General features: G+C 51.4%; 14 protein-coding genes and 1 pseudogene. 4 read left to right on the forward strand and 11 right to left on the reverse strand.

Annotation, left to right across the window (positions count from 1 at the left end):
- Positions 1-24: 24 nt before the first annotated feature.
- The 6 genes and pseudogenes from Q3H59_RS13385 to serC form a co-directional block, all read right to left on the reverse strand.
- Complete coding sequence (locus Q3H59_RS13385; RefSeq protein WP_309835310.1) at positions 25-2,283, reverse strand: DNA internalization-related competence protein ComEC/Rec2; 2,259 nt, start codon at positions 2,281-2,283, stop codon at positions 25-27.
- Positions 2,284-2,489: 206 nt separating this feature from the next.
- Complete coding sequence (gene ihfB, locus Q3H59_RS13390) at positions 2,490-2,774, reverse strand: integration host factor subunit beta (protein ID WP_003849360.1); 285 nt, start codon at positions 2,772-2,774, stop codon at positions 2,490-2,492.
- 86 nt (positions 2,775-2,860) lie between these two features.
- Positions 2,861-4,537: a 30S ribosomal protein S1 gene (rpsA, locus tag Q3H59_RS13395; protein WP_052025984.1), complete on the reverse strand. Its 1,677-nt coding sequence runs from the start codon at positions 4,535-4,537 to the stop codon at positions 2,861-2,863.
- Between the two features lie 121 nt (positions 4,538-4,658).
- Complete coding sequence (cmk, locus tag Q3H59_RS13400; protein WP_101760957.1) at positions 4,659-5,339, reverse strand: (d)CMP kinase; 681 nt, start codon at positions 5,337-5,339, stop codon at positions 4,659-4,661.
- A gap of 197 nt (positions 5,340-5,536) precedes the next feature.
- A complete protein-coding gene (gene aroA / locus Q3H59_RS13405) occupies positions 5,537-6,823 on the reverse strand; it encodes a 3-phosphoshikimate 1-carboxyvinyltransferase (RefSeq protein WP_280172642.1) in 1,287 nt (428 codons plus the stop codon).
- Between the two features lie 81 nt (positions 6,824-6,904).
- Positions 6,905-7,992: pseudogene (serC, locus tag Q3H59_RS13410) on the reverse strand (3-phosphoserine/phosphohydroxythreonine transaminase).
- Between the two features lie 310 nt (positions 7,993-8,302).
- Here serC and ycaO point away from each other — a divergent pair.
- The 4 genes from ycaO to pflA all read left to right on the forward strand — a co-directional run bounded on the left by ycaO (position 8,303) and on the right by pflA (position 14,540).
- Positions 8,303-10,066, forward strand: coding sequence for a 30S ribosomal protein S12 methylthiotransferase accessory factor YcaO (gene ycaO, locus Q3H59_RS13415; protein ID WP_280172640.1), 1,764 nt, complete (start codon positions 8,303-8,305; stop codon positions 10,064-10,066).
- A gap of 356 nt (positions 10,067-10,422) precedes the next feature.
- Complete coding sequence (gene focA / locus Q3H59_RS13420; RefSeq protein WP_280172639.1) at positions 10,423-11,283, forward strand: formate transporter FocA; 861 nt, start codon at positions 10,423-10,425, stop codon at positions 11,281-11,283.
- 69 nt (positions 11,284-11,352) lie between these two features.
- Positions 11,353-13,635, forward strand: a complete 2,283-nt coding sequence (gene pflB, locus Q3H59_RS13425) for a formate C-acetyltransferase (RefSeq protein ID WP_192413872.1) — start codon at positions 11,353-11,355, stop codon at positions 13,633-13,635.
- Positions 13,636-13,799: 164 nt separating this feature from the next.
- Complete coding sequence (gene pflA, locus Q3H59_RS13430; RefSeq protein WP_101760963.1) at positions 13,800-14,540, forward strand: pyruvate formate lyase 1-activating protein; 741 nt, start codon at positions 13,800-13,802, stop codon at positions 14,538-14,540.
- Positions 14,541-14,595: 55 nt separating this feature from the next.
- Here pflA and Q3H59_RS13435 read toward each other — a convergent pair whose 3' ends face one another.
- The 5 genes from Q3H59_RS13435 to Q3H59_RS13455 all read right to left on the reverse strand — a co-directional run bounded on the left by Q3H59_RS13435 (position 14,596) and on the right by Q3H59_RS13455 (position 22,998).
- Positions 14,596-15,747: an MFS transporter gene (locus tag Q3H59_RS13435; RefSeq protein WP_101760964.1), complete on the reverse strand. Its 1,152-nt coding sequence runs from the start codon at positions 15,745-15,747 to the stop codon at positions 14,596-14,598.
- A gap of 313 nt (positions 15,748-16,060) precedes the next feature.
- On the reverse strand, positions 16,061-17,353 hold the full coding sequence (serS, locus tag Q3H59_RS13440) for a serine--tRNA ligase (RefSeq protein ID WP_280172638.1): 1,293 nt from the start codon (positions 17,351-17,353) through the stop codon (positions 16,061-16,063).
- Between the two features lie 99 nt (positions 17,354-17,452).
- Positions 17,453-18,799 (reverse strand): replication-associated recombination protein A, encoded by a 1,347-nt coding sequence (locus Q3H59_RS13445; protein WP_110865839.1) that lies wholly within the window; start codon positions 18,797-18,799, stop codon positions 17,453-17,455.
- 7 nt (positions 18,800-18,806) lie between these two features.
- A complete protein-coding gene (gene lolA / locus Q3H59_RS13450; protein ID WP_008102417.1) occupies positions 18,807-19,418 on the reverse strand; it encodes an outer membrane lipoprotein chaperone LolA in 612 nt (203 codons plus the stop codon).
- Between the two features lie 175 nt (positions 19,419-19,593).
- On the reverse strand, positions 19,594-22,998 hold the full coding sequence (locus Q3H59_RS13455) for a DNA translocase FtsK 4TM domain-containing protein (RefSeq protein ID WP_309835317.1): 3,405 nt from the start codon (positions 22,996-22,998) through the stop codon (positions 19,594-19,596).
- Positions 22,999-23,115: the final 117 nt, after the last annotated feature.

Consider the following 23,115-nt stretch of genomic DNA (forward strand, 5'->3'; position numbering starts at 1 on the left):
CGCTGTTTGAAATAGCCGCTCATTCTACCTGGAATCGCGTTTGACGCCAAACCACTGATGGTACCATCGAGGCATTATTTGCTCTCTTAAGCCCTTAATTTGCCAATGACCTTGTCTGATACCCACATGAATCTGACCCGATTGTGCCGTGTCGTACCACATATAGCCTTGCTGACGATAGCGTTGCACCACGGCTGGCGCAGGCATACGCCAGGCGTTATACCGCGCCACCGAAGCAATTGCTGCTTTCCCAGCAACATTACGTAACAGTAATGCGCCTGATGAAGTCCGACTACCATGGTGCGGAATCTGCAAAATTGTCGCGTTCAGAGCCTCTTTTTCCAGCGCGACAATTTTTCTCTCGGCTTCTAACTCAATATCCCCGGTGAGTAACACGCTGAAGAGCCCGTCATCGACTCGCACCACACAGGAATCGTTATTTTGTCCCTGGGTCTGATTCTCCGGCGGCCACAAAGCGGTAAATTGCAATTTTCCCCACTGCCACCGCTGACCACGGAAGCATGGCAGGTGTCCGTCTTCCGCCAGGGCACTACGAATTGCTACCGCTGGATTAACTTTGAGCAATGAGTGTAGCCCACCACGGTGATCAAGATGCTTGTGGCTTAATATCAAAGAATGGAGGCTTCTGCCGTGATACTGCAACCATGGCAGAATGACGCGCGAACCGGCATCATCCTGTTTCCAACCCGGTCCAACGTCATATAACACCACTTCATTGCCCTGTGTAATGGCAATCGCCAGGCCATGCCCCACATCAATCATGTCGATTTGCCAGTCATCACGCTGTGCAGCGCTGCGCCAGAGGATGATTGCGAGTATCAGGCTAAAACACGGCATCACACTGCGATAAATCAGCTTGCTGCGCCAGAGAACTAATCCTACCCACAGCAGCACGATAGCAGGTAACGTATCGCTCCATGCCCACCAGCCAGCGGGTAACCACTGCAGCAGGAGCATGACCTGGCTTATGGAAAGATCCGCCAGAGACCATAATCCCGTTGAAATCAGCGCCACTGGCAATAGCATTGCCAGCAATATCAGTGGCACCGTGACAAAAGACACAACCGGCACCGCGATCAGATTCGCTAATAACGCACTCAGGCTTATTCCCTGAAACAGGAAGATTTGTAGTGGGGCCATGAGGATCATCATTCCTAACTGCAGATGTAGCAATTGCAATAACAGCCATCGACGCTTTGCGCGAAAGCGATGTGGTAATGGAAACCATTGATACCAGGCAATCAGCATCGCGACAGCCAGTGCCGACAACCAAAAGCTCTCTGACAGCACAGTTAATGGATCCAGTGCCAGCAAAGCGCCGATACATAACGTCCAGACTTGCCAGCCACTGAGCTGCCAACCGGCGCTGCGCATCCCTATCCATAATATGAGCGCGATCATCGCGCGCTGGGCCGGTGCATGACTGCCAGAAACCCACGTGTAAGTCGCTGCGGTCATAACACTAACCAGCAGCGGAAATAAATGACCAATCAAATGACCCGGCAAAATTACCTGGATAGCACGTGCCAACAACCATCCAACGCTGGCAGCTAATGCAATATGCATTCCCGAGATTGCCATCAAGTGGGCAGTACCTGTTTCCCGCAGCAACTGTCGCTGCTCTTCAGTCATGTTGGTACGTATACCAAACGCTAAAGCCTGCATAATTGCCGGTTGTTTGAGCGTATCGAATGCGGGTAGATGATGATTAATTAAACGCGTCCGCCAGTTGCAAGTTAGCGATTCCACCTGCTTACTGATGATGCGCCCTTGCAGCGGCGTGTGATTAGACAAGGCAAAGCGCTGCAGATCGAACTCGCCTTCATTTAATCTGCCGTGGACGGCACGCAGTCGCAGTTTCATCTGCCAGCGCTGACCGGCACAGTACGGTTGCTCCATCGAAGCGTTATTGAGCGTGACAAAGAGAGGTGGAAACTGATAACGCTGACCGACACGCAAGATTTGCACGGTTAATTGCTGCTTCTGTTCACGAACTTCAGTCACACGTACAGTGGCTTCAATTGAGACGGCAGTCAGATCCCCAATGGCATTGACCATCTGGCGGGCTTCAGTCAATGTCCATGCCACCATTAAGAGAGCAATTCCTGCAAGCCGTAGCAACGTGATTGGCATCAACCCAAGCGCCACAGCGAATACAACCATGATGACTATTCCGTTGGCAGCGGGTATATGCGGCAATATGCCCAACGGCAATGCCGAGGCAATCATCAATCTGGCAAGAACAATCCAGTTCATATGCATTATTACTCTCCCTCATTGGCGGAAGAGTGTGCCGAGAAAAGCAGGGATTTACTTCATTGAAAAGAGAGTGTGTCGCGAAGGATTCCGAGACTTTTGCAGAGATTACATTGATGAGACTTCATTTTGGAAAGCAGATCTCAATTCCGCATACTCTAAACAAAAAAAAACGACACCCTAAAGTGTCGTTTTTATCGTTCGGTAACGGCTTAGCCGTAGATGTTCGCACGGTCACGCAATTCTTTGCCCGGCTTAAAGTGGGGAACGTATTTACCTTCCAGATCCACTTTGTCGCCCGTTTTCGGGTTACGACCCGTACGCGGTGCACGGTAATGCAAAGAAAAGCTGCCGAATCCCCGGATTTCAATGCGCTCGCCCTGGGCCAACGTAGTGGCCATGTGCTCAAGCATCTCTTTGACCGCATCCTCAACGACTTTCGCCGGAATATGAGTATGCTGGCCAGCAAGTCTCTCAATTAGTTCTGACTTGGTCATGTAACCTCCGGTTAATCCTTATTTGGAAAGGTATGACAGCTTTTACCGAAACCGGACGATTTTCATCATCCGGTGCCTTAGGTCGATTACTCGCCTTTAGCCGCTTTGAACGCTTCAGCCATCGCGCTAGAGAAGTTGCTGCCTTCATCCTGTTTGGTGTTAACAGTGTTGATAGCTTCTTTCTCATCAGCCTGGTCTTTTGCACGAACAGACAGGCTCACAACGCGGTTCTTACGGTCAACGCCAGTGAATTTAGCTTCAACGTCGTCGCCAACACTCAGAACCAGAGTTGCGTCTTCGATGCGGTCCAGAGAAGCTTCAGAAGCGCGCAGGTAACCCTCTACGCCGTCAGCTAATTCTACTGTAGCACCTTTCGCGTCAACTGCAGTGACTTTACCAGTCACGATAGCGCCTTTCTTGTTCAGGGTGATGTAGTTGTTGAATGGATCTTCAGCCAACTGCTTCACGCCCAGAGAGATGCGCTCGCGCTCTGCATCAACCTGCAGTACAACGGCAGCGATTTCGTCGCCTTTTTTGTACTCACGAACGGCTTCTTCGCCAGTCGCGTTCCAGGAGATGTCAGACAGGTGAACCAGACCGTCGATGCCACCGTCCAGGCCGATGAAGATACCGAAGTCAGTGATTGACTTGATTTTACCTTCAACGCGATCGCCTTTGTTGTGGGTCTCAGCGAACAGCTGCCATGGGTTAGATTTGCACTGCTTCAGACCCAGGGAGATACGACGACGCTCTTCATCGATGTCCAGAACCATTACTTCAACCACATCGCCTACGTTTACAACTTTAGACGGATGGATGTTTTTGTTGGTCCAGTCCATTTCTGAAACGTGTACCAGACCTTCAACGCCTTCTTCGATTTCTACGAAGCAGCCGTAATCAGTCAGGTTGGTTACACGACCAGTCAGGCGAGTGCCTTCTGGATAGCGCTTAGCGATAGCAACCCAAGGATCTTCGCCCAGCTGTTTCAGGCCCAGAGATACACGGGTACGCTCGCGGTCGAACTTCAGCACTTTAACAGTGATTTCGTCGCCCACGTTGACGATTTCGCTCGGATGCTTAACGCGTTTCCAAGCCATATCGGTAATGTGCAGCAGGCCGTCAACGCCGCCCAGATCCACGAATGCACCGTAGTCAGTGAGGTTCTTAACGATACCTTTAACTTCCATGCCTTCCTGCAGGTTTTCCAGCAGCTGATCGCGCTCAGCGCTGTTCTCAGATTCGATAACTGCACGGCGTGAAACTACGACGTTGTTACGTTTCTGATCAAGCTTGATTACTTTGAATTCAAGCTCTTTGCCTTCCAGGTGCAGAGTATCGCGAACCGGACGAACGTCTACCAGTGAACCTGGCAGGAACGCACGAATACCGTTCAGCTCAACTGTGAAGCCACCTTTAACTTTGCCGTTGATAACACCGGTAACAGTTTCAGCGTCTTCGTAAGCTTTTTCCAGCGTGATCCAAGCTTCGTGACGTTTAGCTTTCTCACGGGACAGCAGGGTTTCACCGAAGCCGTCTTCTACTGCGTCCAGCGCAACGTCAACTTCGTCGCCTACCTGGATTTCCAGTTCGCCGGCTGCGTTCTTGAACTGCTCTGCAGGAATTGCAGATTCAGATTTCAGACCCGCATCAACCAGAACTACGTCTTTGTCGATAGAGACAACAACGCCACGAACGATGGAACCCGGACGGGTTTCGATTTCTTTCAGGGACTCTTCAAAGAGTTGAGCAAAAGATTCAGTCATATTGATAATCTTAGGATTCTTCAATTTAACGTCCACCTGACTTCATTGTCGGATGGGGTTGTTTCACATGCCCTGCACCGGGTCCTTGGTACAGGGTTACAGCAATTCGGTTGCCGAAAGATTAAATGCCCAACTTACGCTTAGCATAATCAAGCGCCTTTTCAATCACTTGCTCAATCGACATACTGGTTGAATCCAGTACCAGAGCATCTGTGGCAGGCACTAAAGGGGCGATGGCACGATTACGATCGCGGTCGTCGCGTTCCTTTATCTCGGATAAAAGGCGATCAAAGTTAACATTAAAGCCTTTCTCCTGCAACTGTAGCATACGGCGATGCGCACGCTCTTCCGAGCTAGCGTCGAGGAATATTTTCACTGGCGCATCAGGGAAAACTACGGTTCCCATATCGCGTCCATCGGCGATTAAACCGGGCTCTTCGCGGAATGCGCGTTGGCGTCGAAGCAATGCCTCACGCACCCGCGGAAAAGCGGCAACGCGCGATGCGGTGTTGCTGACTTCTTGCGTGCGGATTTCACCGGTGACATCTTCACCTTCAAGAACCACCTGCATTTCACCGTCAACCGATAGAAAACGCACATCAAGATGCGCAGCCATCGGTACTAATGCTTCCTCGGACTCAATATCCACCTGATGGTGAAGTGCGGCCAATGCTAAAACGCGATAAATAGCGCCAGAATCCAGTAAGTGCCACTGCAACGACTCCGCCATCGCTTTACATAAAGTCCCTTTACCCGCGCCACTTGGCCCATCGATGGTAATAACCGGGGCGATTGCCGTCATTGTTCTCTCCTGTTGCTGCGTGCTTATTGTCAGCCCTTCCAGGCCGCCTGGATTGCGCGGCATTATACGCTGCCTGCGTCGGGTTAGTACCCTTTAGCGTAGACAGCGCTAGAAATATAGACAGATTCAGAAGAATTTCCGCCTGATAAGGCCAGAAGAGAGCAAAGAAACCCGGCGCTGTGCACCGGGTTAGACGATCAGGAAGTATGACTGATTTTCGCCAACTGCTGGAAATAGCTCGGGAAGGTTTTCGCAGTGCAGCCTGGATCAAGGATGGTTACCGGCATATCCGACAGAGCCACCAGTGCGAAGCACATTGCCATACGGTGATCGTTGTAAGTACCGATATCCGCATGTTGCAACTGAGTCGGGGGTGTAACACGAATAAAGTCGTGTCCTTCTTCTACTTCCGCCCCCACTTTGCGTAACTCAGTCGCCATCGCAGCAAGACGGTCGGTCTCTTTTACGCGCCAGTTATAGATGTTGCGCATCAGCGTGGTGCCTTCTGCGAACAGTGCTGTGGTTGCAATGGTCATTGCCGCATCGGGAATATGGTTCATATCCATATCGATTGCCGTCAGCGATCCGCGTGTGCAAGAGATATAGTCATCTCCCCACTCAATCACTGCGCCCATCTTTTCCAGCACATCAGCAAAACGGATATCGCCCTGCACGCTGTTGCGGCCAATACCGGTTACACGTACGGTACCCCCTTTAATGGCAGCGGCAGCGAGGAAATATGATGCAGAAGACGCATCACCTTCCACCAAATAATCGCCTGGAGACTGGTACTGTTGCTGCCCTTTAACCACAAAACGCTGATAGTCCTGATTATCAACATCCACACCAAAGCAGCGCATCAGGTGCAAGGTGATATCAATGTAAGGCTTAGAAACCAGATCGCCTTTAATGGTGATGATGGTGTCTTGCTGCGCCAGTGGCGCGGTCATTAGCAATGCCGTGAGGAACTGGCTGGATACACTGCCATCGACGCTGACTTCCCCACCAACAAAACCGCCATTAAGACGCACTGGCGGATAATCGGTCTGTTCGAGATAGTCAATCTTTGCTCCGCCCTGACGCAGTGCATCAACCAGATGACCAATCGGACGCTCTTTCATGCGTGGCTCGCCAGTCAGAACGATTGACTGCTCGCCCAAACAGAGCGCGGCAGCCAAAGGTCGCATCGCTGTACCTGCGTTACCGAGAAACAGCTCAAGCGGTTGTTCAGCATGTAAAGGGCCCGCGTTACCTACCACTTCGCATACGGTGCGATCGTCTGAGAGCGTATAGCTGACACCCAGCGCTTTGAGGGCATTCAGCATGTGCTTAACGTCATCGCTATCAAGCAAGTTAGTCAGGCGGGTGGTGCCCTTTGCCAGCGCGGCCAGCAAGAGTGCGCGGTTCGAGACGCTTTTTGAACCCGGTAAGTTTACCGTGCCGTCAACGCGATTAATCGGTTGTAGAGTCAGGGAGTCCTGCATGTGAAACCAAATCTCCAGAAAATACGAGACCCCATCGTGTGACGGGGTCTGGTACCAGACAAGCTGGCATGAAAAAAGCAATTAGCCGTGGCGACGTTCGAAGTCGACCATGAACTCAGTCAGCGTTTTAACGCCTTCCAGCGGCATCGCATTGTAGATCGATGCACGCATACCGCCAACCACGCGATGGCCTTTCAACGCGTGCAGCCCAGCCTTGAGAGACTCTTCCAGGAACACACTTTGTCCAATGAGGAATCGGCTAACTGGAATGGCACGTTCATACGTGAACGGTTTTCGCTTGCGACATCGTTGCGATAAAACGCACTGTTATCAATCACGCCATACAATAAGTCGGCTTTTGCCTGATTCAGTTTGTCCATCTCAGCCACGCCGCCCTTCTCTTTCAGCCATTTGAATACCAGGCCAGAGAGATACCATGCGAAAGTCGGCGGAGTGTTAAACATCGATTCGTTTTCGGCCAGCACCTTGTAATCAAGGATAGAAGGCACATAACGTTGTGCTTTGCCTAGCAGATCTTCGCGCACAACCACTAAGGTTAAGCCCGCCGGGCCGATATTTTTTTGCGCGCCAGCGTAGATCACGCCATAGCGACTCACATCGATTGGACGAGACAGAATAGTAGAAGAGAGATCGGCAACTACGACTTTATCGCCAAAATCCGGCTCTTCATCGATAGCAATGCCGTCAATCGTTTCGTTCGGGCAGAAATGGACATAAGCCGCATCACCATTTAACTGCCATTCACGCATTGGTAATAAAGCACGCTTACCATCACGCGTGGTTTTAATATCAATGGTATTTGGCGAGCAGAATTTCTCGGCTTCTTTAATTGCGCTGTGAGCCCAGTAACCGCCGTCAATATAATCCGCGGTTTTTGCATCACCCAGCAAGTTGCCGGGAATGGCCGCGAACTGCGCACGCGCACCGCCATGGCAGAATAAAACTTTGTAGTTGGCTGGGATCTTCAGCAGATCGCGAAAATCTTGTTCTGCCGCTTCTGCAACAGCAATAAACTCTTTACTGCGGTGACTGATCTCCATCACCGAGGTGCCTAATCCGTGCCAGTTTGTCAGTTCTTGTTCTGCGCGACGGAGCACTTCTACCGGCAGCATAGCCGGGCCAGAGCTAAAATTATAAACCTGAGTCATTTCCCCTCACCACTGTCATATCGAACGGTTATGAATACCCAACCGGTTTTATCATTGCCTCCAGATGGCTGCAATCATTAATCCGGCAGCGATCACATTTCCAGAGCCAGCTTCACCGCAGCTTATGTCATAAATGCATTAAGCCATGGAATTTTGTGAGGTTGTTCCAGAAAGAAAAATCGGCAAGCGTAATGGCGTAACAACCTTAACCAGTCTGAGATAAATTTGGCTGACTGAATAGCGAAGCACGCATAAAACCCGTATTATTGCGCGCTTTACGCCCACCCCATTGACTTAAGAGAGCGCCACCATGACGCAAACGTTTATCCCCGGAAAAGACGCCGCACTGGAAGATTCCATTGCTCGCTTTCAGCAGAAACTGCAAGACCTTGGTTTCAACATTGAAGAAGCTTCCTGGCTGAATCCGGTGCCACACGTCTGGTCAGTACACATTCGCGATCGCGACTGCCCGCTGTGCTTTACAAATGGCAAAGGTGCTAGCAAAAAAGCCGCTCTGGCTTCAGCGCTGGGCGAATATTTTGAGCGCCTCTCTACTAACTATTTCTTCGCCGATTTCTGGTTGGGTGAATCCATCGCTAATGGTGATTTTGTTCACTATCCGAATGAAAAATGGTTCCCGCTCACTGAGGACGACAGCCTGCCAGAAGGCATTTTGGATGCGCGCCTGCGCAAGTTCTATGATCCTGATGAGAGCCTGGGTGCTTCTGAGCTGATTGATCTGCAATCCGGCAATGACGAGCGTGGAATTTGTGGCCTGCCATTTACCCGTCAATCTGACCAGCAAACAGTGTATATCCCGATGAACATCATCGGTAATCTGTACGTTTCGAATGGTATGTCTGCCGGTAACACCGCGAACGAAGCGCGTGTACAGGGTCTTTCTGAAGTGTTTGAGCGTCATATTAAGAATCGCATCATCGCCGAATCCATCAGCCTGCCAGAAATTCCAGCAGAGGTGATGCAGCGTTATCCTGGCGTAATTGAAGCAATTGAACGTCTGGAAGCAGAAGGTTTCCCAATCTTCTCATACGATGCGTCACTCGGCGGCAAATACCCGGTTATCTGCGTTGTGCTGTTCAATCCAGCAAATGGTACCTGCTTCGCTTCGTTTGGCGCACATCCGGACTTTGGCGTCGCACTTGAGCGAACCGTTACTGAACTGCTGCAGGGCCGTGGTCTGAAAGATCTCGACGTGTTCACACCGCCGACGTTCGATGATGAAGAGGTAGCGGAACACGCTAACCTGGAAACGCATTTCATCGATTCAAGCGGCCTGATTTCATGGGATATGTTTAAAGACGATGCCGATTATCCTTTCGTCGACTGGAGCTTTGCGGGTACCACTCACGAAGAGTTTGATACGCTAATGGCGATCTTCCGTGCGGAAGATAAAGAAGTCTATATCGCTGACTATGAACATCTGAGTGTTTACGCTTGCCGCATTATCGTGCCGGGCATGTCTGATATTTATCCAGCAGAAGATCTGCTGCTGGCAAATAACAGCATGGGCGCACCACTGCGCAAAACCCTGCTGGCGCTGCCAGACAGCCAATGGGAACCCGAAACCTATCTCGAGCTGATTGTGCAACTGGATGAGGAAGGTCATGATGACTTTACTCGCGTGCGCGAGCTGCTGGGTCTGGCATCAGGCAAAGATAATGGCTGGTACACGCTACGTATTGGCGAGCTGAAAGCCATGCTGGCGCTGGCCGGCGGCGACCTGGATCAGGCTCTGATCTGGACTGAATGGACGATGGAGTTTAATCAGTCCATCTTTAGTGAAGAGCGCGCAAACTACTACCGCTGTCTGCAAACCTTGCTGCTGCTGGCAATGGAAGAGGAACGCGATCCGCTACAATATCATCGCGCCTTTATTCGTATGTACGGCCAGGCTGCTGTTGAGGCTGCTTCAGCGGCAATCAGTGGCGAAGCGCCCTTCTATGGATTGCAAGCGGTCGATCTGGATCTGAAAGCTTTCCCTGCGCATCAATCATTACTCGCTGCCTATGAAAAGCTGCAGACAGCTAAACGTCGTTATTGGTCACAAAAATAGCCTTAACGCTTAAATTTCCATTTATAGAAATTAGGGTACTGGTCAATGGCACTGAAAAAATCAGTGCCATTTTTTTATATTGATCATACAAAGAGATTTAAGTGCATTATTAAATAACAATTCAGCTTTAATCGTTAATGATATTTAACAAAATCTAGTCTTGCCCGCAGCCACCTTCAACTTATTTTGCATAAATTAAAAATTATTTATTACAATAAATTCAATAATTTAAGCAGCACTCAGACGCATTTACGCTTCGCTTATCAGCGACCTTCCGGTCAAATATGATCCACATCAATTTCTGACCTATACTCCTTTGTTAATATCTTTACAGGCAATTTTTGGAGAGCGTTAGTGTGAAAGCTGACAACCCTTTTAATTCATTATTACCGGCGGCAATGGCGAAAGTTGCAGAAGAAGCCGGCATATATAAAGCTACTAAACGTCCTTTAACCACCTTCTTCCTTGCCATCACTGCTGGCGTATTTATCTCAATCGCATTTGTCTTCTATATCACTGCGACCACCGGAAGTGGAGCAATGCCCTACGGCATAGCAAAACTGATCGGCGGTATCTGTTTCTCGCTCGGTTTAATGTTAGTCGTGGTGTGCGGTGCTGACCTGTTCACCTCAACTGTTTTGATCGTGGTGGCAAAAGCCAGCGGCCGTATCACCTGGCTGCAACTCGGTCGACACTGGTTGACGGTCTATATCGGTAACCTGTTTGGTGCGCTGTTCTTTGTCGCGCTGATCTGGTTAGCCGGTGAACACATGGTGGCGAATGGTGCCTGGGGTTTGAATGTCCTGCAAACCGCTGACCATAAAATGCATCACACCTTTATTGAAGCAGTGAGTCTCGGTACGCTCGCCAACCTGATGGTTTGCCTGGCGGTGTGGATGAGTTATTCCGGCCGCAGTCTGATGGACAAAATGTTTGCGATGATCCTACCAGTGGCGATGTTTGTTGCCTGCGGTTTTGAACATAGTATTGCCAACATGTTCCTTATCCCGATGGCCATCGTTATCCGTGATTTTTCCAGCCCGGAATTCTGGCAAATGGCTGGTGCAAGCGCAGCACAGTTCCCATCACTAAGCGTTAGTAACTTTATTGTTAACAACCTGATTCCCGTGACCATCGGCAACATTATTGGCGGCGGATTATTAGTCGGTTTGACCTACTGGGTAATCTATCTGCGTGGCGATGAGCCGGTGCATTAATGAATTGGTACGGGCGTGCTGAGTCAGCGCGCCATACGTCAAAGTCTCCCTAAATAAGGCAGGTATATCATGTCCGAACTGAATGAAAAAATGGCGTCAGCCTGGGAAGGATTTAGCGCCGGCGAATGGCAGAACAGCGTCAACGTCCGTGACTTTATCCAGAAAAACTACACACCGTATGAAGGCGACGAATCCTTCCTCGCTGGCGCGACGCCGGCCACAACTAAGCTGTGGGACAGCGTACTTGAAGGCATCAAAATCGAGAACCGCACCCACGCGCCGGTAGATTTTGACACCGATCTGGCTTCAACCATCACCTCTCACGATGCCGGCTACATCAGCAAATCGCTGGAAAAAATCGTTGGCCTGCAAACTGAAGCACCTTTGAAACGTGCCATCATCCCGTTTGGCGGCATCAAAATGGTTGAGGGTTCTTGCAAGGTTTATGGCCGCGAACTTGATCCCGCGCTGAAAAAAGTCTTCACTGATTACCGCAAAACCCATAACCAGGGCGTGTTCGATGTTTACACCCCTGACATCATGCGCTGCCGTAAATCAGGCGTGTTGACGGGTTTACCGGATGCCTATGGCCGCGGTCGTATCATCGGTGACTATCGCCGCGTTGCGCTGTACGGCATCGATTTTCTGATGAAAGACAAAGTTGCGCAGTTCAATTCTCTGCAGAGCGATATGGAGAATGGCGTTGACCTCGAAGCCACCATTCGCCTGCGTGAAGAGATCTCTGAACAGCACCGCGCACTGGGTCAGATCAAAGAGATGGCTGCGAAGTATGGTTCAGATATCTCGCTGCCCGCTACCAATGCTCAAGAAGCCGTTCAGTGGACTTACTATGGCTATCTCGCGGCGGTGAAATCTCAGAACGGTGCGGCAATGTCCTTTGGTCGCGTATCCACCTTCCTTGATGTGTATATCGAGCGCGATATTCAGGCCGGAAAACTGACTGAAGAAGAAGCACAGGAACTGATTGACCATCTGGTGATGAAACTGCGTATGGTGCGCTTCCTGCGTACACCTGAATACGATGAGCTGTTCTCTGGTGACCCAATCTGGGCAACAGAATCACTGGCGGGTATGGGCGTCGATGGCCGTACTCTGGTGACTAAAAGCACCTTCCGTTTCCTGAATACGCTTTACACCATGGGGCCATCTCCGGAGCCAAATATGACCATCCTGTGGTCAGAAAAACTGCCGGTTAACTTTAAGAAATACGCCGCAAAAGTGTCTATCGATACATCCTCATTGCAGTATGAGAATGATGACCTGATGCGTCCTGACTTCGACAACGATGACTATGCTATCGCCTGCTGCGTTAGCCCAATGATTGTCGGTAAGCAGATGCAGTTCTTCGGTGCGCGTGCCAACCTGGCAAAAACCCTGCTGTACGCAATCAACGGTGGCGTTGACGAAAAACTGAAAATGCAGGTGGGTCCGAAAGAAGCACCAATCACTGACGAGATTCTTGATTACGACACCGTGATGGAGCGCCTGGATCACTTCATGGATTGGCTGGCTAAGCAGTACGTCACCTCCCTGAATATCATTCACTACATGCACGATAAGTACAGCTACGAAGCTTCACTGATGGCGCTTCACGATCGTGACGTTTATCGCACCATGGCCTGTGGTATCGCGGGTCTGTCTGTTGCGGCTGACTCACTTTCTGCCATCAAATACGCCAAAGTGAAAACCATCCGTGATGAAGATGGTTTAGCGGTAGACTTTGAAATTGAAGGCGAATATCCGCAATTTGGTAATAACGACTCTCGCGTTGATGACATGGCGTGCGATTTGGTTGAACGTTTCATGAAGAAAATTCAGAAACTGCAAACCTACCGTAACGCGGTGCCAACTCAGTCAGTGCTGACCATCACTTCTAACGTGGTTTACGGTAAGAAAACCGGTAATACGCCAGACGGACGTCGTGCGGGTGCGCCATTCGGTCCGGGTGCTAACCCAATGCACGGCCGTGATCAGAAAGGTGCGGTGGCTTCACTGACCTCCGTCGCGAAACTGCCCTTTGCTTACGCGAAAGACGGCATCTCTTATACTTTCTCCATCGTGCCAAATGCGCTGGGTAAAGATGATAACGTGCGTAAAACCAATCTTGCTGGCCTGATGGATGGATATTTCCACCATGAAGCCAATATTGAGGGCGGTCAGCATCTGAACGTTAACGTGATGAACCGTGAGATGTTGCTGGATGCGATGGAACATCCTGAGAAGTATCCGCAGCTGACCATTCGCGTATCCGGTTATGCTGTGCGCTTCAACTCGCTCACCAAAGAGCAGCAGAAAGATGTAATTACCCGTACGTTCACACAGTCGCTGTAATCGTAGTTCACTGAGATTGAAAGGCTCCTGCGGGAGCCTTTTCTCCACAAGTCCGTTTTGCCAGTTTGCTGGTGCTGGCGACCTGGCAAAATCGACTTTCACTTTTAGAGCACAACATAGATTGTGCTGCCTGATATTCAGGCTCACCTGGAGAACTCATCGCAATGTCAACCATCGGTCGTATCCACTCCTTTGAATCCTGCGGCACCGTTGACGGCCCAGGCATCCGCTTCATTACCTTTTTTCAGGGCTGCCTCATGCGCTGCTTGTATTGCCATAACCGCGATACATGGGACACGCATGGCGGTAAAGAAGTTACCGTTGAAGAGTTGATGAAGGATGCGCTCTCATATCGTCACTTCATGAATGCATCTGGCGGTGGCGTGACGGCGTCGGGTGGCGAAGCGATCTTACAAGCGGAGTTCGTGCGTGACTGGTTCCGCGCTTGCCAGGCAGAAGGCATTCATACCTGTCTCGACACCAACGGCTTTGTTCGTCGCTACGATCCGGTGATCGATGAATTGCTTGATGCCACTGATTTGGTAATGCTCGATTTAAAACAGATTAACGATGATGTGCATCAGATTCTGGTGGGCGTTTCCAATCATCGTACGCTGGACTTTGCGCGCTATCTGCAGAAGAGAGGCAAACGCACCTGGATCCGCTTTGTAGTGGTGCCTGGCTACTCCGATGATGATGACTCCGTTCATCGCTTGGGTGAGTTTACCAAAGATATGGATAACATAGAGAAGATCGAATTGCTGCCTTACCACGAGTTAGGCAAACACAAATGGATCGCCATGGGCGAAGAGTACAAGCTGGATGGTGTTAAGCCGCCGAGCAAGGAAACCATGGAGCGAGTGAAGAATATCCTCGCCAGCTACGGCCATGAAGTGATGTATTAACCGCAAACAAAAGGGGAACCACCGGCTCCCCTTTTTACTATTTCATGGGAATGCGTTAAGCATGTGCGACAGGAGTAGCCTGATGATCGGCTTTGCGCAGTAACATCACCAGATAAACCAGTGCAACTGCAGCAATCATCACAAACAGCAGGCGGTCAGAGTAATTCTGCATCAGCATTGACGTCATTCCCGGCCCCACCAAACTGCCCACGGTATAGCTAAACAGTAACGCCTGATTCATTGCCACTAACTCATGATGCGCGACGGTTTCGCACGCCCAGGACATCGCCACCGGATAAAGTGTAAAACCCGCAAGACCAAGCACAAACAGCGCTGGCGCCATCGCAGTATCACCTAACATAGCAATCGCACCCAGGATAACCACAAACACTTGCACACGCAGCACCATCAGGCGACCAAAGCGATCAGCTAAACGTCCTACCGGCCACTGACCTACAATGCCGGAGCTGACCAGTAACGCCATCCAGTAACCGACGTTTGCATCACTCATGCCCTGATGTGACAGATACAATGGCATCAAGCCATAAAGTGAGCCGAGAACGATACCGGAAATAATGCAGCCATTGATGCCGAGACGAGAACTACGACGACGCAACATAACCCAAAGGCGCCCCGTTGAAGCTTCTTCTGTCGCAGCGCTGGTATTGACATGCACAAACACTACCGGCAATACCGCACAGATAATCAGTGCAGTCACCCATGGAATCACGTGGAGCAGCTCGGTCGACACGCGGCTCACCAGCAACTGGCCTGCAACAGTGCCGAGGTAATAGATGATCATATAAGCCGCCAGCAACTGACCGCGATTACGCACGGTACCGCTGCATAACAAGGCACTCTCAACCACCACCCAAATCAGTGCACAACCGACACCTGCGGTAAAGCGCAGTAATGTCCAGCTATAGAAACCATCCAGTATCACCATGCCCATGGTCGCTACGGCAAAAAGCACGCTGGCGAGGTAAAAACAGCGATTAAAACCATAACGAGTAATCAACCAGCCCGCGAGCAAGGTGCCCAGCAAGTTACCGGTGTAATACGATGAGCTAGCCATTCCCACTTGCCAGGTTGGCAATTGATCATGGGTAAGCCAGAGCGGTACCAGCGTATTAAGCACAGCGATAGACACCGTCATAAGCATTAAGCCGCAAAGCAGCAAAACGACGGGGCGCGACCAGGTTGACATAGGGAATAAAACCAAAAGAGATGACGATAATTGCGCGCAGTTTGCCATCCGCTATCTTAAAGTCAATGTGCAAAAATTCGTCGCCGCACGATTTGCTGCGGAACAATTTATTTTTTTTATCTTCAGAGGGTTAGAAGCATGATGAGGAATACAAGTCTGGCATCTATCTATTTGAATTTACGATTTTTAATGCTTAAGAGCCATTTATTGTCGATAACGTTTATTTCTTATTAATTCCGACTAAAAAATAATTATTTTGCCGCTTAAGAAACAAAAAACCCGGCATTGCCGGGCTTATATAATTGCGCGTTGATTAGCCAACGAATTCCAGTCCGCCCATATAAGGACGTAGTACTTCTGGCACTTCAATGCGGCCATCTGCCTGCTGATAGTTTTCAAGCACAGCCACCAGAGTACGACCCACTGCCAGACCAGAACCGTTCAGCGTGTGCACCAAACGCGGTTTCTTGTCGGTTTTGCTACGGCAGCGCGCCTGCATACGACGAGCCTGGAAATCACCCATGTTGGAGCAAGAGGAGATTTCACGATAGGTGTTTTGTGCTGGCAGCCAAACTTCCAGGTCGTAGGTCTTGGAAGAGCCAAAGCCCATATCGCCGGTGCAAAGCAGCACTTTACGGTATGGCAGATTGAGCAACTGAAGCACTTTCTCAGCATGGCCCACCAACTCTTCCAGTGCATCCATGGAGGTTTCAGGCGCCACAATCTGCACCATTTCCACTTTATCGAACTGGTGCATACGGATTAAACCACGCGTATCGCGCCCGTACGAACCGGCTTCAGAACGGAAGCATGGCGTGTGCGCAGCAAGTTTGAGCGGCAAAGATTCTTCTTCAACGATCTCATCACGCACCAGATTGGTCAGCGGCACTTCAGCGGTAGGGATCAGCGCATAGTTGCTGCTACCCGCTTCTTCGCCCAGCGGCTTGGTATGGAACAAATCTTCACCAAACTTCGGCAGCTGTCCGGTGCCATACAACGTTTCCTGATTCACCAGATACGGAACATAGGTTTCAAGATAACCGTGCTGCTGCGTGTGCAGGTCAAGCATAAACTGGCTAAGCGCACGGTGCAGACGCGCAATCTGGCCCTGCATCACAATGAAACGTGAACCCGTCAATTTCACCGCGGCGGCAAAGTCCAGACCTTTGGCGGCTTCACCCAGCTCAACATGATCTTTCACCGGGAAATCGAACTGGCGCGGCTGGCCCCAGCGGCTGACTTCCTGATTCTCGCTGTCATCTTTACCCAACGGGACTTCGTCAACCGGGAGGTTTGGCAATGCGAGGGCAAAGTCACGAATTTCGTTCTGCAGGGCATCCAGTTCTGCTTTAGCCGCATCCAGGCGTTCGCCCAGCGCGTTCACTTCCTGACGCAGCGGCTCGATGTCTTCCCCACGTGCTTTGGCCTGACCGATGGATTTGGATCGGGAATTACGCTCAGCCTGCAGATTTTCAGTTTCTACCTGCAAGACTTTACGACGCTCTTCAAGCGAACGTAAGGTTTCCACATCCAGTTTAAATCCTCGGCGTGCCAGTTTTTCTGCGACTGCGTCTGGCTCGTTACGCAGCAGGTTGGGATCGAGCATGCTAATCCTGTGTAATAAAAGGTTGATTGAACGAATGGCGGGACTTGCATCCCTATGGAATGCAATGAAATCCTTGCTCACCTTACCGTAAGGTGTTTATCAGCGGTAGCGTTTTATCGGGCTATTTTGATCCTGCTCAGCCAGCCAGGCGAGTTTTTCGCCAATTTTCCCTTCGAGCCCGCGATTAGTCGGTTGATAGTAGCGCGTCTGCGCCATTTCAGGCGGGAAATAGACTTCGCCAGCGGCATAGGCGTTAGTCTCGTCGTGCGCATAACGATACTCTTTGCCCAGCCCCATCTCTTTCATCAATTTGGTTGGGGCGTTGCGTAAATGTTCTGGCACATCGTAGTCAGGAAATTCGCGCGCATCGCGCATCGCGGCTTTGAAAGCGGTGTAAACGGCATTACTTTTGGGTGCACTGGCAAGGTAAACAATCGCCTGCGCAATCGCCCTTTCGCCTTCGGCTGGACCGACGCGCGTAAAGCAATCCCAGGCCGCTAGCGCAACCTGCATGCCGCGCGGATCGGCGTTACCCACATCTTCCGAGGCGATAGCCAGCAAACGGCGGGCGACATACAGCGGATCGCCGCCGGCGGTGATGATTCTTGCATACCAGTAAAGTGCCGCATCGGGTGCTGAACCGCGAACAGACTTGTGCAGAGCGGAGATCAGATCGTAGAAACGATCGCCTTTGTTATCAAAACGCGCCGCCCTTTCACCGGAAACTTCGTTGAGTAATTGTGGCGTTAATTCACGCTGGCCTTCGGCATTGCTTTCAGCCATATCCGCCATCATTTCCAGCGTATTCAATGCCCGACGTGCATCACCGTTCACCAGTTCCGCTATCATACGGCGCGTATTATCCGGCAGCACAATATCGCTTTTGCCATAACCGCGTTCGTCATCCTGCATCGCCTGCAACAGAACCTGTTCAATATCTGCAGTGGTCAGAGACTTGAGTAAATATACGCGGGCACGGGATAGCAGCGCCGAGTTGAGTTCAAACGAGGGATTTTCTGTGGTGGCACCAATAAACGTAATGGTGCCATCTTCAATATGCGGCAGGAAAGCATCCTGCTGACTTTTGTTAAAGCGATGGACTTCGTCGACAAACAGGATGGTGCGTCGACCCACCTGACGATTTTGTCGGGCACGCTCGATCGCTTCACGAATCTCTTTCACGCCAGAAGTGACAGCAGAAATGCGCTCAACATCAGCTTTACCGTAATGGGCGATAATCTCGGCTAATGTCGTTTTCCCTGTCCCAGGCGGTCCCCACAAAATCATCGAATGCAGATGCCCGGCCTCAATGGCGCGCGGCAGCGGTTTACCGGGCGCCAGCAAATGCTGTTGCCCAATGTAGTGTTGCAGCGTCGCCGGCCGCATACGCGCGGCCAGCGGCTGAAACTCATTCGATGGAGCGAAATCCAGAGACAGGTTACTCACCGTGACCTCACTGACGTTGATCGTCCACCGTTACCCCTTTTGGCGGCGTAAAGGTGAATTTGTCTGGGCTAATAGCGCCGTTGTTTTGGCTCTTCAGCTGATAATCGCTGTGCTGACCATCTTGCTCAATCGCGCTGAACTTATTGATGGTGCCAGACGATGTCACATTGATGGTGAACTGCTTGAGGTTGCCATCACTGCTCTTTGGCGTTAGTTCAAAGTTATCGCCCTGCTGCTTGATGTTGTACTGTTTCCAGTCGCTTGGCTGGTTACGCGCAATCAGCATAAACGGCGTATTACTGGCTGCATTTTGCAACAGGCTAACGCTGGCTTGTTCAACGAAGGGATTGTAGAACCACAGATTTTTGCCATCAGAAATAATTACGCTTTCATCTGGCGCGGTCATGTGCCAGTTAAACAAGCTTGGGCGCTTCACCCACAGCTCGCCTTCACCATCCTGCACGTTGGCGCCGCTGCCATCGGTCACTTTCTGACTGAAGCTGGCATGGAAGCTGTTCACTTTATTAAGACGCTGTTGCAGATCGCTGGACGCATCCGCCAATACTGATGCGGAAACAAAACTGGCCAACAGGCCACAGGCAATAACGCGTAATTTCATCTGATTCGATTCCTTATTTATTGTTTCCCGACACTTACAGCATTAAACGTAGTTGCCGCCCCGTCTCTTCGATAGGAGAAAAAGCCGAAAGCTCCCGAAGATATGGGGATCGACCAACAGATAAACAATGGGCCAGTGTTAACTGGCCCATAAGCAGACAACTGCACGCGATAAATTACATCTCGTGTGGCGGCGGCGAAAGCACTTCGCGGTTGCCGTTATGTCCCGGTTCAGAAACGATGCCCTGCGCTTCCATCTGCTCGATGATACGTGCGGCACGGTTATAACCGATACGGAACTGGCGCTGAACCCCAGAAATGGAGGCACGACGTTTTTCCACCACGAAAGAGACCGCCTGGTCAAACAGCGGATCCAGCTCTTCATCGCCCATCATTCCGCCAGCTGCACTCTCGCTCTCTTCACCAGCAGTAATACTTTCGATGTATTGCGGGCGACCGCGTGCTTTCCAGTCCTGAACCACCGCATGCACTTCCTGATCGCGCACGAATGCACCGTGCACACGTACAGGCATTGAGGAGTTTGGCGGCATGTACAGCATGTCACCCATCCCCAGCAGCGATTCTGCACCGCCCTGATCGAGGATGGTACGTGAGTCGATCTTGCTGGAAACGGTGAAGGCGATACGCGTCGGGATGTTGGCTTTGATTAGGCCGGTAATCACATCAACCGACGGACGCTGTGTCGCCAGCACCAGGTGAATACCCGCCGCTCGCGCTTTCTGTGCCAGACGAGCAATCAACTCTTCGACTTTCTTACCGACCGCCATCATCAGATCGGCAAATTCATCGACCAGCACCACGATATAAGGCAGTTTTTCCAGCACGGGCGGTGTGGTGTCCATGCTATCGCCCGGTTTCCAGAACGGATCCGGAATCGGTCGACCCATCGCGGCAGCCTGCTCAATCTTCTCGTTATAGCCGGCAAGATTACGCACGCCCAGCGCAGACATCAGTTTATAGCGACGCTCCATTTCACCAACACTCCAGCGCAGCGCGTTGGCCGCATCTTTCATGTCGGTAACCACTTCGGTCAGCAAATGAGGGATGCCTTCGTAGACTGACAGCTCGAGCATTTTCGGGTCGATCATGATAAAGCGCACTTCTTCCGGCGTGGCTTTATACAGCATGCTGATGATCATGGTGTTAACGCCCACAGATTTACCGGAACCGGTGGTACCGGCAACCAGCAAGTGCGGCATTTTCGCCAAATCAGCCACCACCGGCTGGCCAGCAATGTCTTTACCCAACACCACTGCAAGCGGTGACGGGTTTTCACGGAATTTAGGGCAATCCAGTACTTCGCGCAGATAAACGGTTTGACGATGTTTATTTGGCAGTTCAAGCCCGACGTAAGGCTTGCCTGGAATCACTTCCACCACGCGCACGGCAACCGCAGACAGAGAACGCGCCAGATCACGCGACAAGTTAGAAATACGGGAAGCTTTAACGCCTGGCGCTAAATCGAGCTCGAAGCGGGTAATGACCGGACCAGGTGAAATACCTACAACCTCCGCCTTTACTCGATAATCAGCCAGGCGTGCTTCAACCAGCCGCGCGGTTTGCTCCAGCGCAAACATATCCACCGGCTCTTCTTCTGCCGGTGGTGACGTGAGCAGATCCAGCGTGGGCAGCGGCGTAGAAGGTTTTTCCAGCGGCTGTTCATGGCGAACCAGGAACGGATGGAACAAGCTGTCCTGCACAGGCGCAGCAGGTTTCACTGGTGCAGGCGGCGCAGAATAAGCTTCCTGTTCCGGCGACGACCATGGGCTGGATTCAGCACTCAACGACGGCAATGGCGATGGCTCCGGCGCAGCGGGTTGTTGCCACGGCGCGGGCTCTTCTGACTCTGGCGATGCAGAAATAGTGAACAGTGGCTCGCTCGGGCTATCGTCGACCAAATCTTTCATTGGTGAAAAATCAAAGGCAGACGATGTATCCAGATTAAATACCGGTGCTTCCTTCACTTCAGGTTCGGTATAGCGTTGCTGCTGCTGATCAGCGAACTGACGTGCAAGTTGAGCCTGCTGCAATGCATCCTCATCATCAGGCTCAGACGCTTCCTGCCAGCTTTCACCGTAACGATTCTGCTGCTGCGACGCGAAGGCTTCACGCAACTGCGCCTCTTGCAGCTCAACATCCTCTTCCTGTGGAGGAACGCTGTAAGACGCAGTGACTTCCGGCTGTTGCTGCTCAGCATCTTTAGCCTGTTCTTCCGCCATGCGCTGCGAGGGCAACTTAATGCCGTACGAAGCTAACTCACGTCGTGTTGGCAACTTAACTTTGTTTGGACGCGGCAACTCTGGACCAATGCCCTGCTTCACCTGCGGGTTGTAATCACGCTCAGGTACAATATCGAAGGCAGGTGAATAAGCAGCAGGTGATGTCGCTGCTTTGACTGCTCCAGCGGCAAGTGAAGCGGCGGCGAGACTGTTTAAAGGTGCAGAAGATGAAGCGGCATCCTGCCAGTTGCCCATGCTCGGGCCCTCATCGTCATCAGCCGGCGAAAACGGTGAAGGTGCTGCTTCACCTGGCATCTCGAAACGATAGAGCGGAGCAGAAGGCTGCGCGATTGGTTGTTGTGCTGCAGCAACAGGCTGAGGAGCCGGAATCGACTGAGCCGTGGCTTCGGCAACGCGTGGCATTGCGTCGGGTTCAGCAGATGCGGCTGGAGCAGGCTGCATAGCAGCTGGAGTTTGCTGTGCAGCTGGAGTTTGCTGTGCAGCTTGCGTAGTAACCGCAATTGCAGCGGCAGTTGCCGCACTCGCCTTCGCCAGCAGCGGATCGTCGCCCAACTCCGCAGCAACCGGTTCGCTCACCTTGCGCGGTTTAGCTAACAAGACATCATCGTCGTCATTAACGGACTGTGCAGCATGCATCGGAGGCGACACCTCATCAGCAAGCTCTTCGTCGTCGTATTCTTCTTCCTGCCAGGGTTCGTCATGTCGTGAACGGTTGCTGGCAAAGGTCAGAACACCCATCACCACGCCGCCGATCTTCTCGGCAATCGTCAGCCATGACCATCCGGTGTAAAGCGTGATGCCGGCAGCCCAGACGCACAGCAGCGTCAAGGTGCCGCCAGCCGAACTGAACCACGGCGCCATCGCATTGCTGACCAGGCTGCCGATTACGCCGCCGGAAGCAAAATACCAGATGTCATCTACGTTGAGCGCCGCCAGACCACAGGTCGTTACCACCAAGGCCAGAACGCCAATCAGGCGTAAACCAACGGCAAAGTAGTCGATGTAATCCTGACGATCGCGTTGGCGGAAGGTGATCCAACACAGACCAATAATGACGGGAGGAATGGCGTAGGCCATCACGCCAAAGATGAACAATAGCGTATCGGCCAGCCATGCGCCGACGCTACCACCCAGATTATGGATAGGTTCGTGCCATGCGGTTTGTGACCAGCTTGGATCTGACGGGTTAAAACTAACCAGCGACACTATCAAATAGATGGCGAACAAGGCCACAAGAATGAGCAACGCTTCCAGCAGACGACGTCCACTGCTCAGCGGTTGTAACGAAACATCTTTATCTTCTGTATATTCCTGGCTCAAGAGAACTCTCCAGGTGCCTGTAAATTAAGAAGGCAACAACGTCGGGCATGCCCGACGTTGGTCCTGTATGAATTCACAGGAGTGTACCGAAATCCTGCAAGCTTTGCACCTGCCCTG

Origin of the sequence: Pantoea sp. SORGH_AS_0659, assembly GCF_031453915.1 — a bacterium.
Classification (GTDB): domain Bacteria; phylum Pseudomonadota; class Gammaproteobacteria; order Enterobacterales; family Enterobacteriaceae; genus Pantoea; species Pantoea leporis.